Annotated in this window: 16 protein-coding genes and 1 pseudogene; 13 read left to right on the top strand and 4 right to left on the bottom strand. The window is 73.0% G+C overall.

Features of this window, described 5'->3' with window-relative positions; all coding sequences use genetic code 11:
- Window positions 1–108 precede the first annotated feature (108 nt).
- From fdh to HNR25_RS20865, 6 genes are all read left to right on the top strand, one after another.
- Window positions 109–3,378 (top strand): formate dehydrogenase, encoded by a 3,270-nt coding sequence (fdh, locus tag HNR25_RS20890; protein ID WP_184637924.1) that lies wholly within the window; start codon window positions 109–111, stop codon window positions 3,376–3,378.
- Between the two features lie 75 nt (window positions 3,379–3,453).
- Complete coding sequence (locus HNR25_RS20885) at window positions 3,454–4,314, top strand: 4Fe-4S dicluster domain-containing protein (protein ID WP_246464662.1); 861 nt, start codon at window positions 3,454–3,456, stop codon at window positions 4,312–4,314.
- Window positions 4,311–5,345: an NrfD/PsrC family molybdoenzyme membrane anchor subunit gene (gene nrfD / locus HNR25_RS20880; RefSeq protein ID WP_184637920.1), complete on the top strand. Its 1,035-nt coding sequence runs from the start codon at window positions 4,311–4,313 to the stop codon at window positions 5,343–5,345. Before HNR25_RS20885 ends, nrfD begins: the two co-directional genes overlap by 4 nt.
- A 116-nt stretch (window positions 5,346–5,461) precedes the next feature.
- Entirely contained in the window at window positions 5,462–6,055 is a 594-nt protein-coding gene (locus tag HNR25_RS20875; RefSeq protein WP_184637918.1) for a dihydrofolate reductase family protein, read from the top strand.
- A 784-nt stretch (window positions 6,056–6,839) separates the two neighbouring features.
- Complete coding sequence (locus HNR25_RS20870) at window positions 6,840–7,685, top strand: type IV toxin-antitoxin system AbiEi family antitoxin domain-containing protein (RefSeq protein WP_184637916.1); 846 nt, start codon at window positions 6,840–6,842, stop codon at window positions 7,683–7,685.
- 78 nt (window positions 7,686–7,763) lie between these two features.
- Window positions 7,764–8,045 carry a hypothetical protein gene (locus tag HNR25_RS20865; RefSeq protein ID WP_184637914.1) on the top strand — a complete coding sequence of 94 codons (282 nt, stop codon included), beginning with the start codon at window positions 7,764–7,766 and terminating at the stop codon, window positions 8,043–8,045.
- 2 nt (window positions 8,046–8,047) lie between these two features.
- On the opposite strand, the gene HNR25_RS20860 is transcribed toward HNR25_RS20865, so the two are convergent.
- Window positions 8,048–8,311: a hypothetical protein gene (locus tag HNR25_RS20860; RefSeq protein ID WP_184637912.1), complete on the bottom strand. Its 264-nt coding sequence runs from the start codon at window positions 8,309–8,311 to the stop codon at window positions 8,048–8,050.
- Window positions 8,312–8,531: 220 nt separating this feature from the next.
- Here HNR25_RS20860 and HNR25_RS20855 point away from each other — a divergent pair, with 220 nt between their 5' ends.
- A complete protein-coding gene (locus HNR25_RS20855; protein WP_184639625.1) occupies window positions 8,532–9,485 on the top strand; it encodes an ABC transporter ATP-binding protein in 954 nt (317 codons plus the stop codon).
- A gap of 2 nt (window positions 9,486–9,487) precedes the next feature.
- Window positions 9,488–10,279, top strand: a complete 792-nt coding sequence (locus HNR25_RS20850; protein ID WP_184637910.1) for an ABC transporter permease subunit — start codon at window positions 9,488–9,490, stop codon at window positions 10,277–10,279.
- Between the two features lie 73 nt (window positions 10,280–10,352).
- Here HNR25_RS20850 and HNR25_RS20845 read toward each other — a convergent pair whose 3' ends face one another.
- The 3 genes from HNR25_RS20845 to HNR25_RS20835 all read right to left on the bottom strand — a co-directional run bounded on the left by HNR25_RS20845 (window position 10,353) and on the right by HNR25_RS20835 (window position 14,100).
- Window positions 10,353–11,018: a response regulator transcription factor gene (locus HNR25_RS20845; protein WP_184637908.1), complete on the bottom strand. Its 666-nt coding sequence runs from the start codon at window positions 11,016–11,018 to the stop codon at window positions 10,353–10,355.
- An 82-nt stretch (window positions 11,019–11,100) separates the two neighbouring features.
- Complete coding sequence (locus HNR25_RS20840; protein ID WP_184637906.1) at window positions 11,101–12,753, bottom strand: sensor histidine kinase; 1,653 nt, start codon at window positions 12,751–12,753, stop codon at window positions 11,101–11,103.
- A gap of 105 nt (window positions 12,754–12,858) precedes the next feature.
- Window positions 12,859–14,100, bottom strand: a complete 1,242-nt coding sequence (locus HNR25_RS20835) for a phospholipase D-like domain-containing protein (protein ID WP_184637904.1) — start codon at window positions 14,098–14,100, stop codon at window positions 12,859–12,861.
- A gap of 281 nt (window positions 14,101–14,381) precedes the next feature.
- Between HNR25_RS20835 and HNR25_RS20830 the strand changes: the two genes are divergently transcribed.
- From HNR25_RS20830 to HNR25_RS20810, 5 genes and pseudogenes are all read left to right on the top strand, one after another.
- The gene (locus HNR25_RS20830) at window positions 14,382–15,416 is read left to right on the top strand and encodes an NAD(P)-dependent alcohol dehydrogenase (protein ID WP_184637902.1); all 1,035 of its coding nucleotides are present in this window, start codon (window positions 14,382–14,384) and stop codon (window positions 15,414–15,416) included.
- Window positions 15,417–15,475: 59 nt separating this feature from the next.
- Window positions 15,476–16,314 (top strand): annotated as a pseudogene (locus tag HNR25_RS20825) (SAM-dependent methyltransferase).
- A gap of 148 nt (window positions 16,315–16,462) precedes the next feature.
- Complete coding sequence (locus HNR25_RS20820) at window positions 16,463–17,212, top strand: PIG-L deacetylase family protein (protein ID WP_184637900.1); 750 nt, start codon at window positions 16,463–16,465, stop codon at window positions 17,210–17,212.
- Between the two features lie 101 nt (window positions 17,213–17,313).
- The gene (locus tag HNR25_RS20815; RefSeq protein WP_184637898.1) at window positions 17,314–17,850 is read left to right on the top strand and encodes a YbhB/YbcL family Raf kinase inhibitor-like protein; all 537 of its coding nucleotides are present in this window, start codon (window positions 17,314–17,316) and stop codon (window positions 17,848–17,850) included.
- A gap of 137 nt (window positions 17,851–17,987) precedes the next feature.
- Window positions 17,988–18,632: an HAD family hydrolase gene (locus tag HNR25_RS20810; protein ID WP_184637896.1), complete on the top strand. Its 645-nt coding sequence runs from the start codon at window positions 17,988–17,990 to the stop codon at window positions 18,630–18,632.
- The last annotated feature ends 89 nt before the right edge of the window (window positions 18,633–18,721 follow it).

Here is an 18,721-nt window from a genome sequence, read left to right as displayed (position 1 = left end):
CTGTGTTTCGCGTCACTCCGGAGGGGTAGCGGCCGATCACCCTGCGAGCACGACGGCCCTGTCGGCGTGCCCGCCGGCCCGACCGGTGCAGGAGGCAGAGGAGAGGCGATGGGCGTCCGCACACTGATCGAGTCGTGGCCGGTCTACCGGCAACTCACCGGCGAGGACCGCTCCGGCCGCGGACCCGCGGCCGAGTCCGCGGGCAGCCGCGGCCTGCGGGCGCGCACGGCCGACGCCGACCGGGTGGTCAAATCGGTCTGCCCCTACTGCGCGGTGGGCTGCGGGCAGAACGTCTACGTCCGCGACGAGAAGGTCGTCCAGATCGAAGGCGACCCCGACTCCCCCATCAGCCGGGGGCGGCTGTGCCCGAAGGGCTCGGCCAGTCTCCAGCTCACCACCGGCTCCGCGCGCCGGCACACCGTGCTGTACCGGCCCCCCAACGCCGCCGACTTCCGGGAGATCGGCCTGTGGGAAGCCATGCACATGGTCGCCGACCGGATGCTGCAGGCCCGCGCCGACGGATGGCAGGACGAGCAGGACGGGGTGGCGACCTCGCGCACCCTGGGATTGGCCAGCCTCGGCGGCGCCACCCTGGACAACGAGGAGAACTACCTCATCAAGAAGCTGCTGACGTCGCTGGGCGTGGTGCAGATCGAGAACCAGGCGCGCGTGTGCCACAGCTCCACGGTCGCGGGACTGGGCACCTCGTTCGGCCGCGGCGGCGCCACCACGTTCATGCAGGATCTGCAGAACTCCGACTGCATCGTCATCGAGGGCTCCAACTACGCCGAAGCCCACCCGGTCGGGTTCCAGTGGGTCATGGAGGCCAAAGCCCGCGGTGCCGCGGTCATCCACGTCGACCCGCACTACAGCCGCACCAGCGCGCTCGCCGACCTGCACGTGCCCATCCGCGCCGGAACCGACATCGCCTTCCTCGGCGGGATCATCAACCGGGTCCTCAGCGAGGGGACGTACTTCGCGGAGTACCTGCACGCCTTCACCAACGCGGCCACGATCGTCAACGAGGACTTCCGCGACACCGAGGACCTCGACGGGCTGTTCTCCGGGTTCCACGCCGACGGTCCCGACTACGACGCCGGAACCTGGCGCTACGAGGGCGCCGACATCGCTCCGGCCTCCGGCAAGCGCGACCAGCTCTACGAGGAACGGATCGCCGAGAAGCGGGCCGCGGATTCCGAACGCGACACCTGGGGCGGCGGACGCCCCGAACAGCAGGGCGCGGGCGGCGCGGCGGTGGGCGGCACCCCCGAGACCGACCCCACGCTGCAGCATCCGCGATGCGTGCTCCAGATCCTCAAACGCCACTACTCGCGCTACACCCCGGAAGCCGTCGAGCGGATCTGCGGCATCCCCCGGAACGTGTTCAACCGGGTGTGCGACCACCTGACGGACAACTCCGGACGCGACCGCACCTCGGCGTTCTGCTACGCGGTGGGCTGGACCCAGCACACCGTGGGTGCCCAGTACATCCGCACGGCGTCGATCCTGCAGCTGCTGCTGGGCAACATCGGCCGGCCCGGCGGCGGCATCCAGGCGCTGCGCGGGCACGCCAGCATCCAGGGGTCCAGCGACGTGCCGACCCTGTTCAACCTGCTCCCGGGCTACATTCCGATGCCCCACGCCCACCAGGAGCAGACCCTGCGGGACTTCACCGTCGGCGACGCCGCGGTGAAGGGCTTCTGGGCCAACATGGACGCCTACATCGTCAGCCTGCTCAAAGCCTGGTGGGGTGAGCACGCCACGCAGGACAACGACTACGCGTTCGGCTACCTGCCGCGCATCAGCGGCTCGCACAGCACCTACGACACCGTCATGGAGCAGCTGCGCGGCGTGTGCAAGGGCTACTTCCTGATGGGCGAGAACCCCGCGGTGGGCTCGGCCAACGCCCGCGCGCAGCGGCTGGGCATGGCTGAGCTGGAGTGGCTGGTGGTGCGCGACTTCTCGCTGATCGAAAGCGCGACCTGGTGGCGGGACGGACCGGAGATCGAGTCGGGCGAACTGCGCACCGAGGACATCGGTACCGAGGTGTTCTTCTTCCCCGCCGCCGCCCACACCGAGAAGTCGGGCACCTTCACCAACACCAACCGCACGCTGCAGTGGCACGACCGCGCGGTCCCGCCCGGCGGCGACGCCCGCAGCGACCTGTGGTTCATGTACCACTTGGGCCGCATCGTGAAGGAGAAGCTGGCCGACTCCACCGATCCGCGCGACCGGCCCGTCCAACAGCTGACCTGGGACTACCCCGTGGAAGAGGGGGGCGAGCCCGACGCGGCCGCGGTACTGGCCGAGATGAACGGCTACGGCCCCGAAGGCGAGCACCTGGACGACTACACCCAACTGCGCCCCGACGGGTCGACCAGCTGCGGATGCTGGATCTACTCCGGCGTCTTCGCCGACGGCGTCAACCAGGCCGCCCGTCGCACGCCGCACACCGAACAGGACTGGATCGCCGCGGAATGGGCGTGGTCGTGGCCCCGCAACCGCCGGGTGCTGTACAACCGGGCCTCGGCCGACGCCGACGGCACCCCCTGGAGCGAGCGCAAGGCGCTGGTCTGGTGGGACGAGGACCGCCGGCAGTGGGTCGGCCACGACAACCCCGACTTCGAAGCCGACAAGCGCCCCGACTACACCCCGCCCGACGGCGCCACGGGCGTCGAGGCGCTCAGCGGCACCGACGCCTTCATCATGCAGGGCGACGGGCGGGGGTGGCTGTACGCGCCGGCCGGACTCGCCGACGGGCCGCTGCCCACGCATTACGAGCCGCAGGAGTCCCCGTTCGAGAACCTGCTCTACGGCCAGGACCGCAACCCGGTGCGCCTGGTCTATCCGCACCCGCAGAACCGCTACCACCCCGGCCCGGGTTCGGCGCAGGCGGAGGTCTACCCGTACGTGGTGACCACCTACCGGCTCACCGAGCATTTCACCGCCGGCGGGATGAGCCGGTGGACGCCCTACCTCGCCGAGCTGCAGCCCGAGTTCTTCTGCGAGGTCTCGCCGGAACTGGCGCTCGAACGCGGCCTGGTCCACGGCGGCTGGGCGACGGTCGTCTCGGCGCGCAACGCGATCGAAGCGCGGGTGCTGGTCACCGACCGGATGGTGCCGCTGCGGGTGCACGGCACCACCCTCCACCAGATCGGCATGCCCTACCACTGGGGCCCCAACGGCTACACCACGGGCGACGCGTTCAACGAACTGTCGTCGATCGCGCTGGACCCCAACGTGCACATCCAGGAGGTCAAGGCGCTGACCGTGGACATCCGGCCGGGGCGGCGCCCGCGCGGGCCCGGCCGGCGCGCGCTGGTGCTGGACTACCGCCGCCGCGCCGGAGTGGACGAGCGGACCGGAACGGAGGTGTGAGCCATGGCTCTGGACGAGCGGTCCGGCGCCCACGGCGGCGCAGCAGATCAGGCCGGTGCGGACGACCGGCCGCGCATGGGCTTCTTCACCGACACGAGCGTGTGCATCGGGTGCAAAGCCTGCGAGGTCGCCTGCAAGGAATGGAACCTGGTTCCGGAGGACGGGCTGGATTTCACGGCCATGTCCTTCGACAACAGCGGCGGGCTGGGCGCCGACACGTGGCGCCACGTCGCCTTCATCGAGCAGCGCGCGCCCATCGGGGTGCAGGAGACCGGCGTGGGCCGGCCCGAGGGCGCGCCCGACCCCGTCGATCTCGGCATGCCCTCCTTCGAGCCGCCCGGAGCTTCCGCCGACGGGGACGCGACCGGCGAGTTCCGCTGGCTGATGTCCTCCGACGTGTGCAAGCACTGCACCCACGCCGCCTGCCTGGACGTGTGCCCGACGGGGTCGCTGTTCCGCACCGAGTACGGCACGGTCGTGGTGCAGGAGGACATCTGCAACGGCTGCGGCTACTGCGTGCCGGCCTGCCCCTACGGGGTGATCGGCCAGCGCGAGGACGACGGCCGGGTGTTCAAGTGCACGCTGTGCTACGACCGGCTGGGCGCGGGGATGGAACCGGCCTGCGCCAAAGCGTGCCCGACCGACTCCATCCAGTTCGGCGACCTGGACGAGCTGCGCGAGCGCGCCGACGAGCGGCTGCGCGGCTTGCACGAGGCCGGAGTCGGCTCCGCCCAGCTGTACGGGCGCGACCCCGGCGACGGCGTCGGCGGCGACGGGGCGTTCTTCCTGCTGCTGGACGAACCCGAGGTGTACGGTCTGCCGCCGGACCCGGTGGTGACCACCCGCGACCTGCCGTCGATGTGGCGCCACGCCGCCGTCGCGGCGGGCGCACTGCTGGCCGGAATCACCGCGACGTTCCTCGGGAGGCGGCGTTGAACACCTCGGACGTGACCAAGGAGGGGATCCGCGGTGCCCGTCCCGGCCGCGAAGCCGTGACCGGTGCGGACTCGGCCCTGGGCGGACAGCGGCGCGAGCGGCCCGCCGACGACGGCGGCGGCCGCGGATCCGAGTTCGGGACCTACTACGACCGGCCGGTGCTCAACCGGATCACCTGGCGGCCCCGCGACATCGCGGGCTACCTGTTCTTGGGCGGGCTCGCGGGCGCGTCCTCGGCGCTGGCGGCCGGCGCCGACCTGACCGGGCGTCCGGGCCTCGCGCGGCCGCTGCGCTACACCGCGCTGGCGGCCGTCACGGGCTCGCTGGCCGCACTCGTCAACGACCTGGGGCGGCCGGACCGGTTCCTGCACATGCTGCGGGTGATGAAGTGGACCTCCCCGATGAGCGTGGGCACGTGGATCCTGGTGTGCTACGGCCCGCTCGCCGGCGCGGCTGCCGCCTCCCAGGCCACCGGTGTCCTGCCGGGCGCGGGCCGCCTGGCGGGACTGGGCGCCGGAGCGGTCGGGCCGGCCGTATCCGCCTACACCGCCCCCCTGATCTGCAACACCGCCGTGCCCGCCTGGCACGAGGGCTACCGGGAGATGCCGTTCGTGTTCGTGGGGTCGGGCGCCGCCGCGGCCGGCGGCATGGGCATGATCACGGCGCCGGTGGGCCAGGCCGGCCCCGCGCGGCGCGCGGGAGCGGCCGGAGCGGCGGTGGAGAACGCCGCGCTGGCGGTCATGGAGCGGCGCATGGGCATGGTCGCCGAGCCCTACCGCACCGGGCGCAGCGGGACCCTGATGCGCGCGGCCAAGGCGCTGACGATCGGCGGCGCCGTCGGAGCGCTGGCGGGCCGCCGGAGCCGCGCGGTGTCGGCGATCGCGGGTGCGGCGCTGATCGCGGGATCGGCGTGCACCCGGTTCGGGGTGTTCGCGGCCGGGCAGGCCTCGGTGGCCGACCCCCGCTACACCGTGGTTCCGCAGCGCCGGCGCCTCCGCGACCGCGAGCAGGCGGCGCAGCAGGAGGAGTAGGGGCGAGGACCGGGGTTTTTCCACGGGAACCGCCGCGGACCGATGAGTTTCCGCCGGCGCCCGGGTCTCCTCTCCTGACACTGCGATCAAGAGACGACAGGTGAGGAGCGGCCGCCATGCGGATCGTACTGAGCGACTTCATGAGCCTCGACGGCGTCGTGCAGGCCCCCGGCGGCCCCGACGAGGACACCGACGGCGGATTCACCCACGGCGGGTGGACGATGCGCTTCTTCGACGAGGCGATGGGCGGTTTCGTCGACGAAGCCATGGAGACGACCCGGGGGTTGCTGTTCGGGCGCCGCACGTGGCGGGTGATGGCCGACGCCTGGCCGGCGCGCGCGGGTGCGGACCCCTTCGCCGACCGCATGAACGCGCTGCCCAAGCACGTCGCCTCCAGGACACTGACCGCCGCGGACATGGAGTGGAACTCCACCCTGCTGCCGGTCGGCGACGTGTTCGGCGCCGTCCAGCGGCTGCGCGCGGAGGGCGAGGGCGACCTCCAGGTCATGGGCAGCTCCGACTTCGCCCGCCAGCTGGTGGCCCGCGGCCTCGTCGACGAGTACCGGCTGATGATCGAACCCGTCCTGCTCGGCGGCGGCAAGCGGCTGTTCCCCGACGACGGCCGCTCGCACCCGCTGCGCCTGGTGTCCTCCTCCACCACCGCCGCCGGGGTGCTGCTGTGCGTCTACCGCCCCGAGACCGCGGCGTAGCCCCTCCGCACCGCTCAATCCCGCCCGGATCCGCGTCGATCTTGTAGCTAACGTTACGGGAAATCGGTTTCACGCACCGTAGCTACAAGATCGACGGGGTTGGGCGCGGCGGGCGCACGAGATCCTCGGCGGCGGTGCAGGCGGCGATCCGCACGGTGAAGTCGCCGGCGACGGTGCACGGGGGCCCGGGCGCGAGCCGGTGGGCGAGTTCGTCGAGCAGGTCGCAGATCAGCGTCTGCCAGAGGGCCGTGATCGCGACAGCGCGTCCCGCGGGAACGCCGGTGCCGGGCTCGGCCGGTGCGGGATCGGCGTCGAGCTGTGCCGCCCATCGCCCGACTGCGGCCGCCAGCGGGATCGGGCGCGCGCCGGGCGGCGCGCTCCGATACGACGTACCGGGCCGGATCCGCCGACACGCCGGCGAGGGGTGCGGGCGGCGAAGCCCGGAGCTCTTTCTCCAGATCGCGCCAGGCGTCGCGGCGATCCGGGGGCCAGTCGCCGCCGCGCCAGGCGGGCGGCCCCTGTTCCCACATCATGCGGGCAGCAGCCGAGTAGAGCCGCTGATGATGTTCGTCGAGTTCGGACGGCACGGCCGGACATCCTCTGCCTCGAATTCGCGAGAAGATCGCAGCGCAGTTATGTACCGGCTCATGCTGGCGGCGAAACCTGCGGTCGCGAGAAGCGCGTTCGCGACCGATTCCGGACACGGTCATTCCACACTCCACCGAATTTCCTGGAAACCGATTCGAGACTTCCCCCGACGGGAGTAGTTGAATACAATAAAGAAATGGATTGGGAATCATCGTTCTACGACCTGTCGGTCGCCGCAGCTCGGCAGCTGGGCCTCGTCACGCGGGCGCAGGCGGAGCGCGCCGGAGTGGAGGCGGCCGCCCTCGACCGCTTCGAGGAGACCGGAATGCTCTGGGAGCTCGACTGGTCCGTGTACCAGCTGGCGAGCAGCCCGACCGATCCGACCCCGGCCTACTCCTACGCAGCCTGGCTCGCCGTCGAGCCCGACCGGTTCGCCTCGGAGCGCCCTGCCGAGGCGCACAAGGGCGCCGTCCTCTCCCACGAGTCCGCGGCGCGGTTGTTCGGCCTGGGGCCGGTCTCGGTCGCGGGCTTCGACATCACCGCACCCGAACCCGTCGAGGCACCGCGCGCGGTGCGCGTCCACCACGCCGCCCTCGCCGAGCACGAGACCGCCGTCCGCGCCGGCGTGCCCGCCACTGCGCCGCAGCGCACCGTCGTCGATCTCCTGCGCAGCGGGACCGGCCACGACGAGGTCGCAGCGGTGCTCGGCGACGCCCTCCGCCGCGACCTCGTCGACCTCGCCGGGCTGCATATCGAGCTCGTCCCCTTCGCCGACACCTGCGGCTTCCCGGCCGAGGGCGCCCGGTTCGCCGAGCACTTCCAGCTTGACCGCCTCGCCGCCCGCTCGGAGCTGTCTTCCCGCAACGTCCGCGCGCTCGCGGAGCTGCAGGCTCCGGCGCGCGTCACCCGGCTGACCGCCTCGCTGCGGCGGCTCGGCGAGGGCGGCGGCGACGGCGCCGACATCGCCGCCGTCAGCACCGACCCCCGACTGCTCCGGGGGATCGCGGCCGAGATCGTCGGGAGGAGCGGAACCGGTGCCTGATCTGCACGCCGCCGACGGCGCGGCCAGACCCTGCTGGCGCGCTGGCCCGAAGCGCGCACGACGAGCGGCGTCGATGTGGTGACCACGCGCCCCGCCCCGGTCGCGACCATGATCGAGCGCTACAACTCCGCCCTCGACCAGGATTTCGGCGACCACCTGCGCTTCACTCCGGTGGAGACCGACGACGGCATCATGGGCACCGGCACCGCGGCGCGGATCACCCACTCCGCGCGTCTCGGCGATCGGCCTCTGATGGACATCCAGACCGCTTCGCCTCGCTGCGGCGGTCGGCGCGGTACTTGCCGCCCGGGGTCGCCAGGACCGCTCAAACCCGCCCGAAGCCGTCGATCTTGTAGCTAACGTCACGGGAAACCGGTTTCACGCACCGTAGCTACAAGATCGACGGCGGTTGGCGGTCGGAGCGCCGCGAAGGGCCGCCGGCGCCGCAGAACGAAGGCCGCGGCCAGCAGCACCGCCACGGCCGCGGTCTCGGCGACCGGCGCGGCCCGCACACCGTGGGTCTCCTGGGCGATCAGTGCGACGCATCCGCCCCATAGCGCCGCATCGGTCCCGATCCCCCGCCAGGCGCCCGGCGCCGGTCGCCGCAGCGTCCACCGCTTTCCCATGCCCGCCAGCCTAGAGCGCGCCGCACCGTCCCGCGGCGGCGCGGGGCGGGCCCTCCGTCGGGGCACCGGTGCCGGCATCACCCCCCGAAAGTAGGGGGATGCGACTGCCGATCGCGCACTGCGGCGGCCGGCGGCGCCGCCCTAGTGTCGTCGGTATCGACACAGTGCGGACAGACACAGTGCGGACAGCGCGGACCAGCGAGGACGAGGAGTGAGCGGCGTGATCAGCCTGCGCGACCTGACGAAGCGGTACGGGGACAAGGTCGTCGTCGACCGGCTCTCCGTCGAGCTGGCACCCGGGAAGGTCACCGGGTTCCTGGGCCCCAACGGCGCCGGTAAGTCGACGACCATGCGAATGGTGCTGGGGCTGGACCGCCCCACCGCCGGCCGCGCCCTGGTCGACGGCAAACCCTACGCCGAGTTGAGCCACCCCATGCGGCGGGTCGGCGCGCTGCTGGACGCCAAGGCGGTGCACCCCGGCCATACGGCCCGCACCCACCTCACGGCGATGGCGCGCAGCAACGGGGTGCCGCTGCGGCGCGTCGACGAGGTGCTGGAGACCGTCGGGCTGACCGAGGTCGCCGGCCACCGCGCCGGGAAGTTCTCCCTGGGGATGGGCCAGCGCCTGGGGATCGCCGGTGCCCTGCTGGGGGATCCGGAGATCCTGATGTTCGACGAACCGGTCAACGGGCTCGACCCCGACGGCGTGCGGTGGATCCGCGGGCTGATGCGCTCGCTGGCCGCGGAAGGCCGCACGGTGTTCGTGTCCAGCCACCTGATGAGCGAGATGCAGGACACCGCCGACCAGCTCGTGGTCATCGGCAAGGGGCGGCTCATCGCCGACGCACCCGTGGCCGACGTCATCGAGGGCAGCTCGCTGACGGCGGTGCGGGTGCGCACGCCCCAGGCCGCCGAGCTGGAGCAGCAGCTGCTGGTCGCGGGGATGTGCGTGGAGGACCGCGGCGGCGACGAGCTGATCGTGAGCGGCGGGGCTCTGGACCGGGTCGGCGGCGTGGCCCATCAGGCGGGTGTGCGGATCAACGAGCTCAGCCAGCGCGAGGCGTCGCTGGAGCAGGCCTACATGGAGCTGACGGCCTCCAGCGTGGAGTTCGGGACGCCTTCGCAGGCGGACGGCCCCCCGGCGGATGGCATGGACGAGAAGGAGCGGGTGTGACCATGGCAGCGACAGCACAGACGCGCGGCACCGCGCCGCACCAGGCCTCGGGCGGCGGGCTTCCCGGCGCCGTCGCGGCGGAGTGGACCAAGCTGTGGGGCCTGCGCTCCACCTGGCTGTGCCTGGCGGTGGCGGTGCTGGCCACGGCGGGAACGGCGGTGCTCGCGGCGGTGGAGCTGCGGTACAGCGACAACACCGACACTCCGGCCGCCAACTCGCTGGTGGTCGCGGCCACACTGCTGAGCCAGTTCGCGGTGGTGGCGGTGGCCGCGCTGTCGGTGACCGGCGAGTACGCCACCGGCGCGATGCGCACGACGCTGTCGACGGTACCGCGGCGCGGCCGCATGGTGCTCGCCAAGGTCGCGGTCCTGGCCGTCGCGACGTTCGCGGCCGGGTGCGCGGCGGGCGCGGTGGTGATCGCGACGACCGCGGCGATGTTCGGCGACGCGGTGATCTACGAGACGGCGCCGGTGCTGCACGGCGTCGTGGGCGTTGGCGGCTACATGGCGGGCCTGGCGCTGTTCACGCTGGGCCTGGGACTGCTGCTGCGCAGCACGGCGGGCGCGATCACCACCGTCGTCGGGGTGGTGCTGGCGCTGCCGATGATCAGCCAGATGATCAGCAACGACACGCTCGACGCGATCGTGGAGCACATGCCCGCGAGGGCCGGCACGACGCTGATGGCCGGCACCGGCGATCCCTACAGCGGGGGCGTGGCCGCGCTGCTGCTGGCCGGCTGGGCGGCCGTGTCGCTGGTGCTCGGCTTCGCGGCGCTGGCCCGGCGCGACACCTGACCGTCGCGCCGGCGATGCGGCGGACCTCCCCGGCGGGGCGGGCCGCCGCTTTCGCGTGCCCGGCCGGCGGCGGTCACGGGACGTCGGACTCGACCAGGCCCGCCTCGTAGGCGAGGATCGCCGCCTGGACGCGGTTGCGCATGCCCAGCCGGTTCAGGATCGCGCTGACGTAGCTCTTGACCGTGCCCTCCACCAGGTACAGCCGGCCGGCGATCTCGGCGTTGGACAGCCCGGATCCCACCAGCGCGAGCACGTCGCGTTCGCGCTCGGTCAGCTCGGCGGTACGGGCGCGGGCCTCGGCGCCGCGGCCCATCCGCCCGCCGCCGCCGAGTTCGTCGATGACGTGGCGGGCCACCCGCGGCGACAGGTAGGCGGCGCCGTCGGCGACCGCGCGCACCCCCTGCACCAGCTCGCGCGGATCGCTCGCCTTGAGCAGGAATCCGGCCGCGCCCTCGCTCAGCGCGCGGGAGATGTAGGCGTCCTCGTCGAAGGTGGTCAGGATGAGGACGGCGGCGGAGGGGACCTCCCGCCGGATCTCCGCAGCTGCGCTGAGGCCGTCGAGGCGGGGCATGCGGATGTCGACGAGCGCCACGTCGGGGCGGTGCGCGGCGGTCAGCTCGATCGCTTCGCGGCCGTCGGCGGCTTCGGCGACGACCTCGATCCCGCCGTCGGTGTCCAGGATGGCCCGCACGCCCGCCCGGATCATCGCTTCGTCGTCGGCCAGCAGCACCCGGATCATCGGTGCCCACGTCCTTTCTCACCACGGATGTCTGGTGCTGCGGCCAGCCGCGCCGCAGCCGGCCGCAGCACGCCCTGCACGCTCACTCGCCGGTTCCGGTGCCGCCCGGGGCGTCCAGCACGTCCTTGGACACCAGCTCGCCCCCGCCGAAGCACAGCCGGTAGGCGGTGTACTCCCCGTTGGGGAAGTCCTCGTCGGAGCGGTAGTAGCGGCAGTCGTAGCGCTCGGCCGCCGCGCTGGAGTCGGCGCCGGCGGCCGGAGCGTACTGCTGAACGGGCAGCCGCTGTTCGACCTGCCCGGTAGGCGCGCCCACGGGCAGCGCCTCATAGTCGGCGGGTTCGAGCGTCGCCGACGCCATGCGCAGGTACGTGCTGCCCACGGCGAAGGCGACGCCCACCGCCACCAGGACCGCGCCGGCCGCGACCATCGCGGCCGTGCGCCGGCGCAGGCTGCGCCGGGCCGCGCGGCGATGGTCGTCGGCCGCGGCGGGCCCGGGCTCGTCCGGGGGCGTTTCGTCGGACGCGGCGGCGGGCCTGCCCTCGGCGGGGAAGCGCGCGACGACCTCGAACCCGCCGTCGCGTTCGTCGGTCTCCAGCGTTCCGCCGGCCAGCCGGACGCGTTCGGCCAAGCCGACGAGTCCGCGCCCGCCGCCGGGGGAATCCGCCGAACGCGGCACCGCGGGTTCCCTCGGCGTCCGGTTGGCGACCGTGGCCACGACCTCCTCGGCGGAACGCTCCAGCCGGACCCGCACCGGCGCGCCCGGTGCGTGCTTGGTGGCGTTGGTCAGCCCTTCCTGGACGACCCGGTGGGCGGCCCGGTCGACCATCGGGGCGACGCCCTCCCAGATTCCGGAGCGCTCCAGGGCCACGTCGACGCCGGAGCCGCGTGCGCGCTCGACGAGTTCGGCGATCCCCTCTCCGGCGGGCTCCGTGGGCGCGTCGCCCCCGGACTCGCGCAGGACGCCGACGATCTCGCGCAGCCGTTCGGTGGCCGTCGTGGCGCTTTCGCGCAGCTCCGCCGCCGAGGTGCGGTGGCGCTCGGGTATGTCGGAAGCCAATTCCAGCGCGCCGGCGCGCAGCGCGATCAGGCTCAGCTCGTGTCCCAGCGAGTCGTGCATGTCCTGGGCGATGCGCGAGCGCTCGCGCAGCCGTGCCTCGTCCTGGGCGATGCGCTGTTCGCGTTCGAGCCGGCGGGCCCGCTCCCATCCCGCCTCGTCGAGGTTCTCGCGTAGGCGCCGGTAACTGCCGACCATCCACGGCAGCACGATGGTGAACACGTAGGTGATCACCATCCCCGGAACCCCGATCAGCAGGTGCGGGGCCATGGCCAGCCACGTGGCGAGCGCGGCGATACCGACGAGGACGGCCGCCCCGGCCGGCCATGCGCGGGGGTCGCGCCGCCCCAGCAGGTAGCACAGCCCCGCTACGGCGAAGGTGAAGCTCGTCGTCCACGTTTCCGAAAGCGTGATCGCCAGCACCGCTGCGGCCAGGGGGTAGGGACGGCTGAGAGCCACCACTGCGGCCAGCGCCGTGCTCGCCGCCGCAGCCGCGGCCGGCGATTCCAGGGCGGCGGCCGAGGACCCCCCGGCGACGGCGGCCAACTCCAGTAGCAGCGGCAGGCACAGCGCGGCCCAGATCAGCAGGTCCGCCCCGGCGGTGCGCAGTGTGGGCCGGCCGCTCAGCGGCCGCAGCAGCTCCCGTGCCGCACGCGTAGCGGCCACCCCCCGCAGTCCCATTGCAGCGACGCTACCCCGGCGGCCGGCGCCTGCGGCACTGCCGAAAGTCGTGTCCGCGACCTGCCGAACGGCGGTCCCGGACCGGGAGCGCAGGCTGGGGCGGGATCACAGCAGCGGGCGCAGCGGCCGCAGCAGCGCCTCGCACAGCTTGGCGACCAGCGGCCGGCCGGACCACTCCTCCAGGGTGAGCAGCCGGGCGTTGGTGGAGTCGTTGGCGAAGATCCGCTCCAGGTGGGCGGCCAGGTCGGGGTCGAAGACCTCGATGTTGATCTCGTAGTTGCCGGTGAGACTGAGCCGGTCGACGTTGGCGGTGCCGATCGTCGTCCAGCGGCGGTCGATGGTGGCGGTCTTGGCGTGCACCATCGCGTGCTGGTACAGGTACAGCTTCACGCCGCCGCGCAGCAGCTCGCCGTAGAAGCCGCGGGAGAGCCAGTCGGCGACGACGTGGTTGGAGTTCTCCGGCACCAGCAGGCGCACGTCCACACCGCGCCGGGCCGCGTCGATCAGGGCCCTGAGGATCTCGTTGTCGGGGATGAAGTAGGCCTGGGTGATGTAGAGGTGCTCGCGCGCCCGGTCGATGGCCTCCAGGTACATCCCGCGGATCGGGTAGATCAGCTGCTCGGGGACGTTGCGGTGGGCACGCAGGGCCGGCGACCACTCCGGGGTCCCGGTGTCGGGGATGACCGGCTGGTCCTCGCCGCGGAGCATGTTCCAGAAGTCGCGGAACGCGTTGTCCAGCTCCCACACCGACGGCCCGGACACCCGCAGGTGCGTGTCGCGCCACTGGGTGGCATAGACCGAACCGACGTTGTAGCCGCCGACGAAGCCGACCTCGCCGTCGACGGTGAGGATCTTGCGGTGGTCGCGCCCGCCCTTGCTGATGTCCAGCAGCAGCAGGCCCGGCCGCAGCAGCGGATAGGCCAGGACGTGCACCCCGGGCGGGAACCGGAAGAACATGCTCGGCACGACGAGGTTGGCGAAGGAGTCGTAGACGACGTAGACGTCGACGCCGCGCTCGGCCGCGGCGATCAGCTCCCGCTTGAACCGGCGCCCGGTCGCGTCGTTCTTGATGATGAAGGACTCGAACATGATCCGGCGGCGAGCGCCCCGGACGGCGTCGAGCATGGCCTGGTAGAGGTCCTCGCCGTAGGTGTAGACGGTGACGTCGCTGGCGCCCACCGGCAGCGTCTCGGGAGGGGTGCGCGGAAAGTCCGCGCGCAGCGGCCGGACCCGCTTGCGCCACTGGTTGACGGCGGTGAGGCCGAGGACCACGAGGAGCTGGGCACCCAGGAAGCCCAGCAGCGTGCGCAGGAGCACGGTGGCCACCATGGAGCGCTTACGCGGCATCGTGCTGTCTCCAGTCCGGAGAGTCTCCCCGGCACTTCCCGACTCCGGACGGCGACCGGGGCGCGGGGCGGGGCGTTCCAGGCATCCAACCGTACCGTGCACCTGCCCCGACGCCGCGGAGGCGCGGCCTTCGGCGCCCGGTCCGGTCCCGGCCCGACCGGGGGCGGGCCGGGCCGGGCGTCGGCGTTGCGGCGTGACCGTTGCGCACCTGCCGCCCGATGATGACCGCAGGCCCGCCCGCCTGCGGCGACGCCGACGAATACCGATGAAGGGAGCCGGCTGTGCGCGCGGTCCAGTACATGAGCGTGGGTGACAAGCCCCGTGTGGTCGACGTCGACGTCCCCGAGCCCGGTCCCGGTCAGCTGCTGCTGAAGGTGACCGCGGCGGGGGTGTGCCACTCCGACCTCGCCGTGATGGGCTGGCCGGCCGAGGGGTTCCCCTACGAACTGCCGATGACGCTGGGCCACGAAGCCGCCGGCCGTGTCGAGGCCGTGGGCGCGGGCGTCTCGCGGATCCCGGTGGGCGAGCCGGTCGTGGTCTACGGGCCGTGGGGCTGCGGCGTGTGCCGGATGTGCGCCCGGGGCCGGGAGAACTACTGCCCGCACGCGGCCGGGTTGGGCGTCTTCCCGCCGGGTCTGGGCGCACCGGGGGCGCTGGCCGAGTACGTGCTGGTCGACTCCGAGCGCCACGTCGTGCCCATCGGCGACCTCGACCCGGTGCGGACGGTGCCGCTGACCGACGCCGGACTGACGCCGTACCACGCGATCAAGCGGTCGCTGGACCGGCTCGTCGCCGGCAGTGTCGCCGTGGTGATCGGCGTCGGCGGGCTCGGCCACATCGCGGTGCAGCTGCTGCGCCGGCTCAGCGCGGCGACGGTGGTGGCGCTGGACGTGCGCGAGGAGAGCCGGGAACTGGCGCGCCGAAGCGGCGCCCAGCACGCGCTGCCCTCCGACGGATCCGCACTGGAGGCGGTGGAGGACCTCACCCGCGGCCTCGGCGCCGAGGCCGTGTTCGACTTCGTCGGCGCAGCGGCCACCACCTCACTGGCCCGGAGCATGGTCGGCCGGGACGGCGACCTCACGCTCGTCGGTATCGGCGGCGGCACCGTCGAGGTGGGGTTCGAGTCGGTGCCGTTCGGTTCGCGGACCGGCATCACCTACTGGGGCAGCAGGTCCGAGCTGATCGAGCTGATCGACCTGGCTCGCGAAGGCGCGCTCGACGTCCACGTGGAACGCTACGGCATCGAGAGCGGCCCCGAGGTCTACGAGCGGATGGAAGCCGGACTCGTCAAGGGGCGTGCCGTGATCGTCCCCTGATCCGACATCGGGGGCGGAAGGTCCAGGATGCCCGGCACATCCCGTTAGGAAGCGCATCCATGAGCCACACCCCCGACCCCCCGACCGTCGGCGGCAGCGCGTCTTCTGCCGACCGGCCCCGGCTCGACACGTCTGTTCCGCATTCGGCGCGCGTGTGGAACTACTGGCTGGGCGGCAAGGACAACTACGCCGCCGACCGCGAGATGGGCGAACAGCTGCACACGATGATGCCCGGCGTGATCGTCAGCGCCCGCGCCGACCGGGAGTTCCTGCACCGGGTCGTGACCCACCTGGTCTCCGACGCCGGCGTCCGGCAGTTCCTGGACCTGGGCACCGGCCTGCCCACCGCCGACAACACCCACGAGGTCGCCCAGCGCCTGGCCCCGAGAGCAGGGTCGTCTACGCCGACAACGACCCGCTGGTACTGGTGCACGCCGAGGCGCTGCTGGTGGGCTCGCCCGAAGGCGCTACCGACTACATCAGCGCCGACGTCCACGACCCCGGCACCGTCCTGGACGGGGCCGCGCGGACGCTGGACTTCGACCGGCCCGTCGCGCTGATGATGCTGGGCATCCTCAACTACGTCGGCGGCGACGACGAGGCCCGCGCGATCGTGGACCGGCTGATGGGTGCGCTGCCCTCGGGCAGCTACCTGGTGATCGGCCACCCCACGAGCGACTACGACCCCGAGGGCATGGCCGAACTGCTGCGGATCTGGAATTCGGCGAATCCGGCGGAGATGCGGGCGCGCAGCCGCGCGGAGGTGACCGCGCTGCTCGAGGGCTTGGAGCTGCTCGAACCGGGCGTGGTGCCGGCGTCCCGGTGGCGCCCTGCCGAGGGGACACTCTACGCCGACCGCGACGTCTCCCAGTTGTGCGGGATCGCGCGCAAACCGTGACCCCGGGCCGTGTGCGGCGCTCGGACCGGGCGACGCTCGACGCTCGGGACCGGCCGCCGCGGCGGAATCCGCGGGGCGGGTGCGACGCTGTCGAGTGCGGGACCGCCGACGGGAGCGGTCCCGCGATAGGCGAAGGAGGAAGGCGCCCATGCCGAACGGGAACCGGGCCGGCGGCCGCACCGCGCACACCGAGGGGATCGACCGCGCGCTCGTCGTGATGGCCCACCCCGACGACGTCGACTTCGGCTGCGCCGGAACCGTCGCGCTGTGGACCGACGCGGGGGTCGAGGTGACCTACCTGATGGTGACCGACGGCGAGGCGGGCGGCGACGACCGGGCGCTCGGCGCCGCCGAGACGGCCGCGCTGCGCCGCGACGAGCAGCGCAGCGCCGCCGCGGCCGTAGGCGTGCACGACGTCCGCTTCCTGGGCTACTCCGACGGCCGGGTGCTGCCCACCCTGGATCTGCGCCGCGACATCGCCCGGGTCGTCCGCCGGGTCCGCCCCCAGCGCGTCGTCGTCCCCAGCCCCGAGCGCGACTGGAAGCGGATCGCGCCCAGCCACCCCGATCACCTGGCCACGGGCGAGGCCGGGATCAACGCGGTCTACCCCGACGCCCGCAACCCCCACGCCCACCCCGAACTGCTGGCCGAGGAAGGCCTGGAGCCGTGGAAGGCTCCCGAGGTGTGGCTGGTCCGCGGGCCCGCGCCGGACCGCTTCAGCGACGTCACCGACGTCTTCGACCGCAAGCTGGCCGCGCTGTCCTGCCACGCCAGCCAGATCGGCGACATCGAGCAGCTGGCCGAGGCCCTGCGGGGCGGGCTCGCCGAGCAGGCGACCGGCGCCGGCCTGGACGGAGGCCGACTGGCCGAAGCGTTCCAACACGTCGACACGCGTTAGCGCAGACGCGGCACACGCGATAGGTGTTGGGGGCCGCTGGTAGCAGGGGCACGGGGCGGACCCGCCCCGACCGAGACACCCGACCACTCAGGAGGTCCGACGTGGCACAGCCGCCTTCTCCCTACGAATTCCTGCCTTCCGTTCCGTCGTTCAGCGTGGCCAGCGACGACGTCGCCGACGGCGCGACCCTGCCCACGCCCCAGGTCAGCGGCATCATGGGAGCCGGAGGCGGGGACGTTTCGCCGCACCTGTCCTGGAGCGGTTTCCCCGAGGGCACCCGCAGCTTCGCGGTCACCTGCTTCGATCCCGACGCGCCCACGGCCAGCGGTTTCTGGCACTGGGCGGTGTGCGACATCCCCGCGGGCACCACCGAGCTGGCCTCCGGGGCCGGCGACGAATCCGGATCGGGCCTGCCCGCAGGCGCCCTGACACTGCGTACCGACGCCGGCGCGCGGCGCTACATCGGTGCGGCGCCTCCCGCGGGGCACGGCCCGCACCGCTACATGTTCGCCGTGCACGCGGTGGACGTGGAGTCGCTGGGCATCGACGAGACCGCGTCGCCGGCGTTCCTGGGCTTCAACCTGTTCTTCCACTCGATCGGGCGCGCGATCGTCGCACCCGTCTACGAGATCGCCTGACCGCCGCGGCCCCGCAGGCTCGCGGGGGCGCCCCGCGAGTCGCTGGGGCCGCCCCCGGGGCACCGCCCGCAGGGCCCGGGCGGATCCGACGGCGGTGCGACGGCACGATCCCCGACATAAGCGAGGTGTACACGGGCATGGACCCCGACGGCATCGACGTGGTCGTCTTCGACTACGGCGACGTCCTCTCCCTGAACCCGCCGCAGGAGGACCGGAGGAGGATGGAGCGGCTGGCCGGAGTGCCGGCCGACGACCTGTGGTCGGCCTACTGGCAGGAGCGCCGCGCCTACGACGGCGGGATCACCGCGGCGGAGTACTGGACCCGGGTCGCCGCACGCGCGGGCGCCGAGTGGGACACCGCCACGCTCCACGGGCTGTGGGCGCTGGACGTCGGCTCGTGGCTGCACGTCCGCGAGGGCACCGCGCGCGTACTGGGGACGCTGGGGCGGCGCGGAGTGCGCACGGCGCTGCTGTCCAACGCGCCGACGGACATCGCCGGCGCACTGCGCACAGCGCCGGTGATGGCGGGATTCGACGCGCTGTACTTCAGCGCCGAGCTGGGCGTGTGCAAACCCGACCCGGCGATCTACGAGCACGTGCTGGGCGAGATGGGCACCGCCGCCGGGCGCACCGCCTTCGTCGACGACCGCGAGGAGAACGTGCTCGCGGCCAAGCGCCTGGGACTCACGACCCACCACTACACCGGGGACGACGGGCTGGTGTCCTTCCTGGCCGAGCACGGCCTGATCGACACGCCGGGCCGGACCGCGGCGGCCGGCTGACGCGGCACCCGCCGGGCGGCCGCCGCACGCGCGAAGCCCGTGCAGGCCCGGGGTGTGCGCCCCGGCCGGACACGCCTCCCCTACGCTTC

The organism is Streptomonospora salina (assembly GCF_014204715.1).
Lineage (GTDB): Bacteria > Actinomycetota > Actinomycetes > Streptosporangiales > Streptosporangiaceae > Streptomonospora > Streptomonospora salina.
Note: the sequence above shows the minus strand (reverse complement) of the source record. Positions and strands in the feature narration are given on the sequence as shown.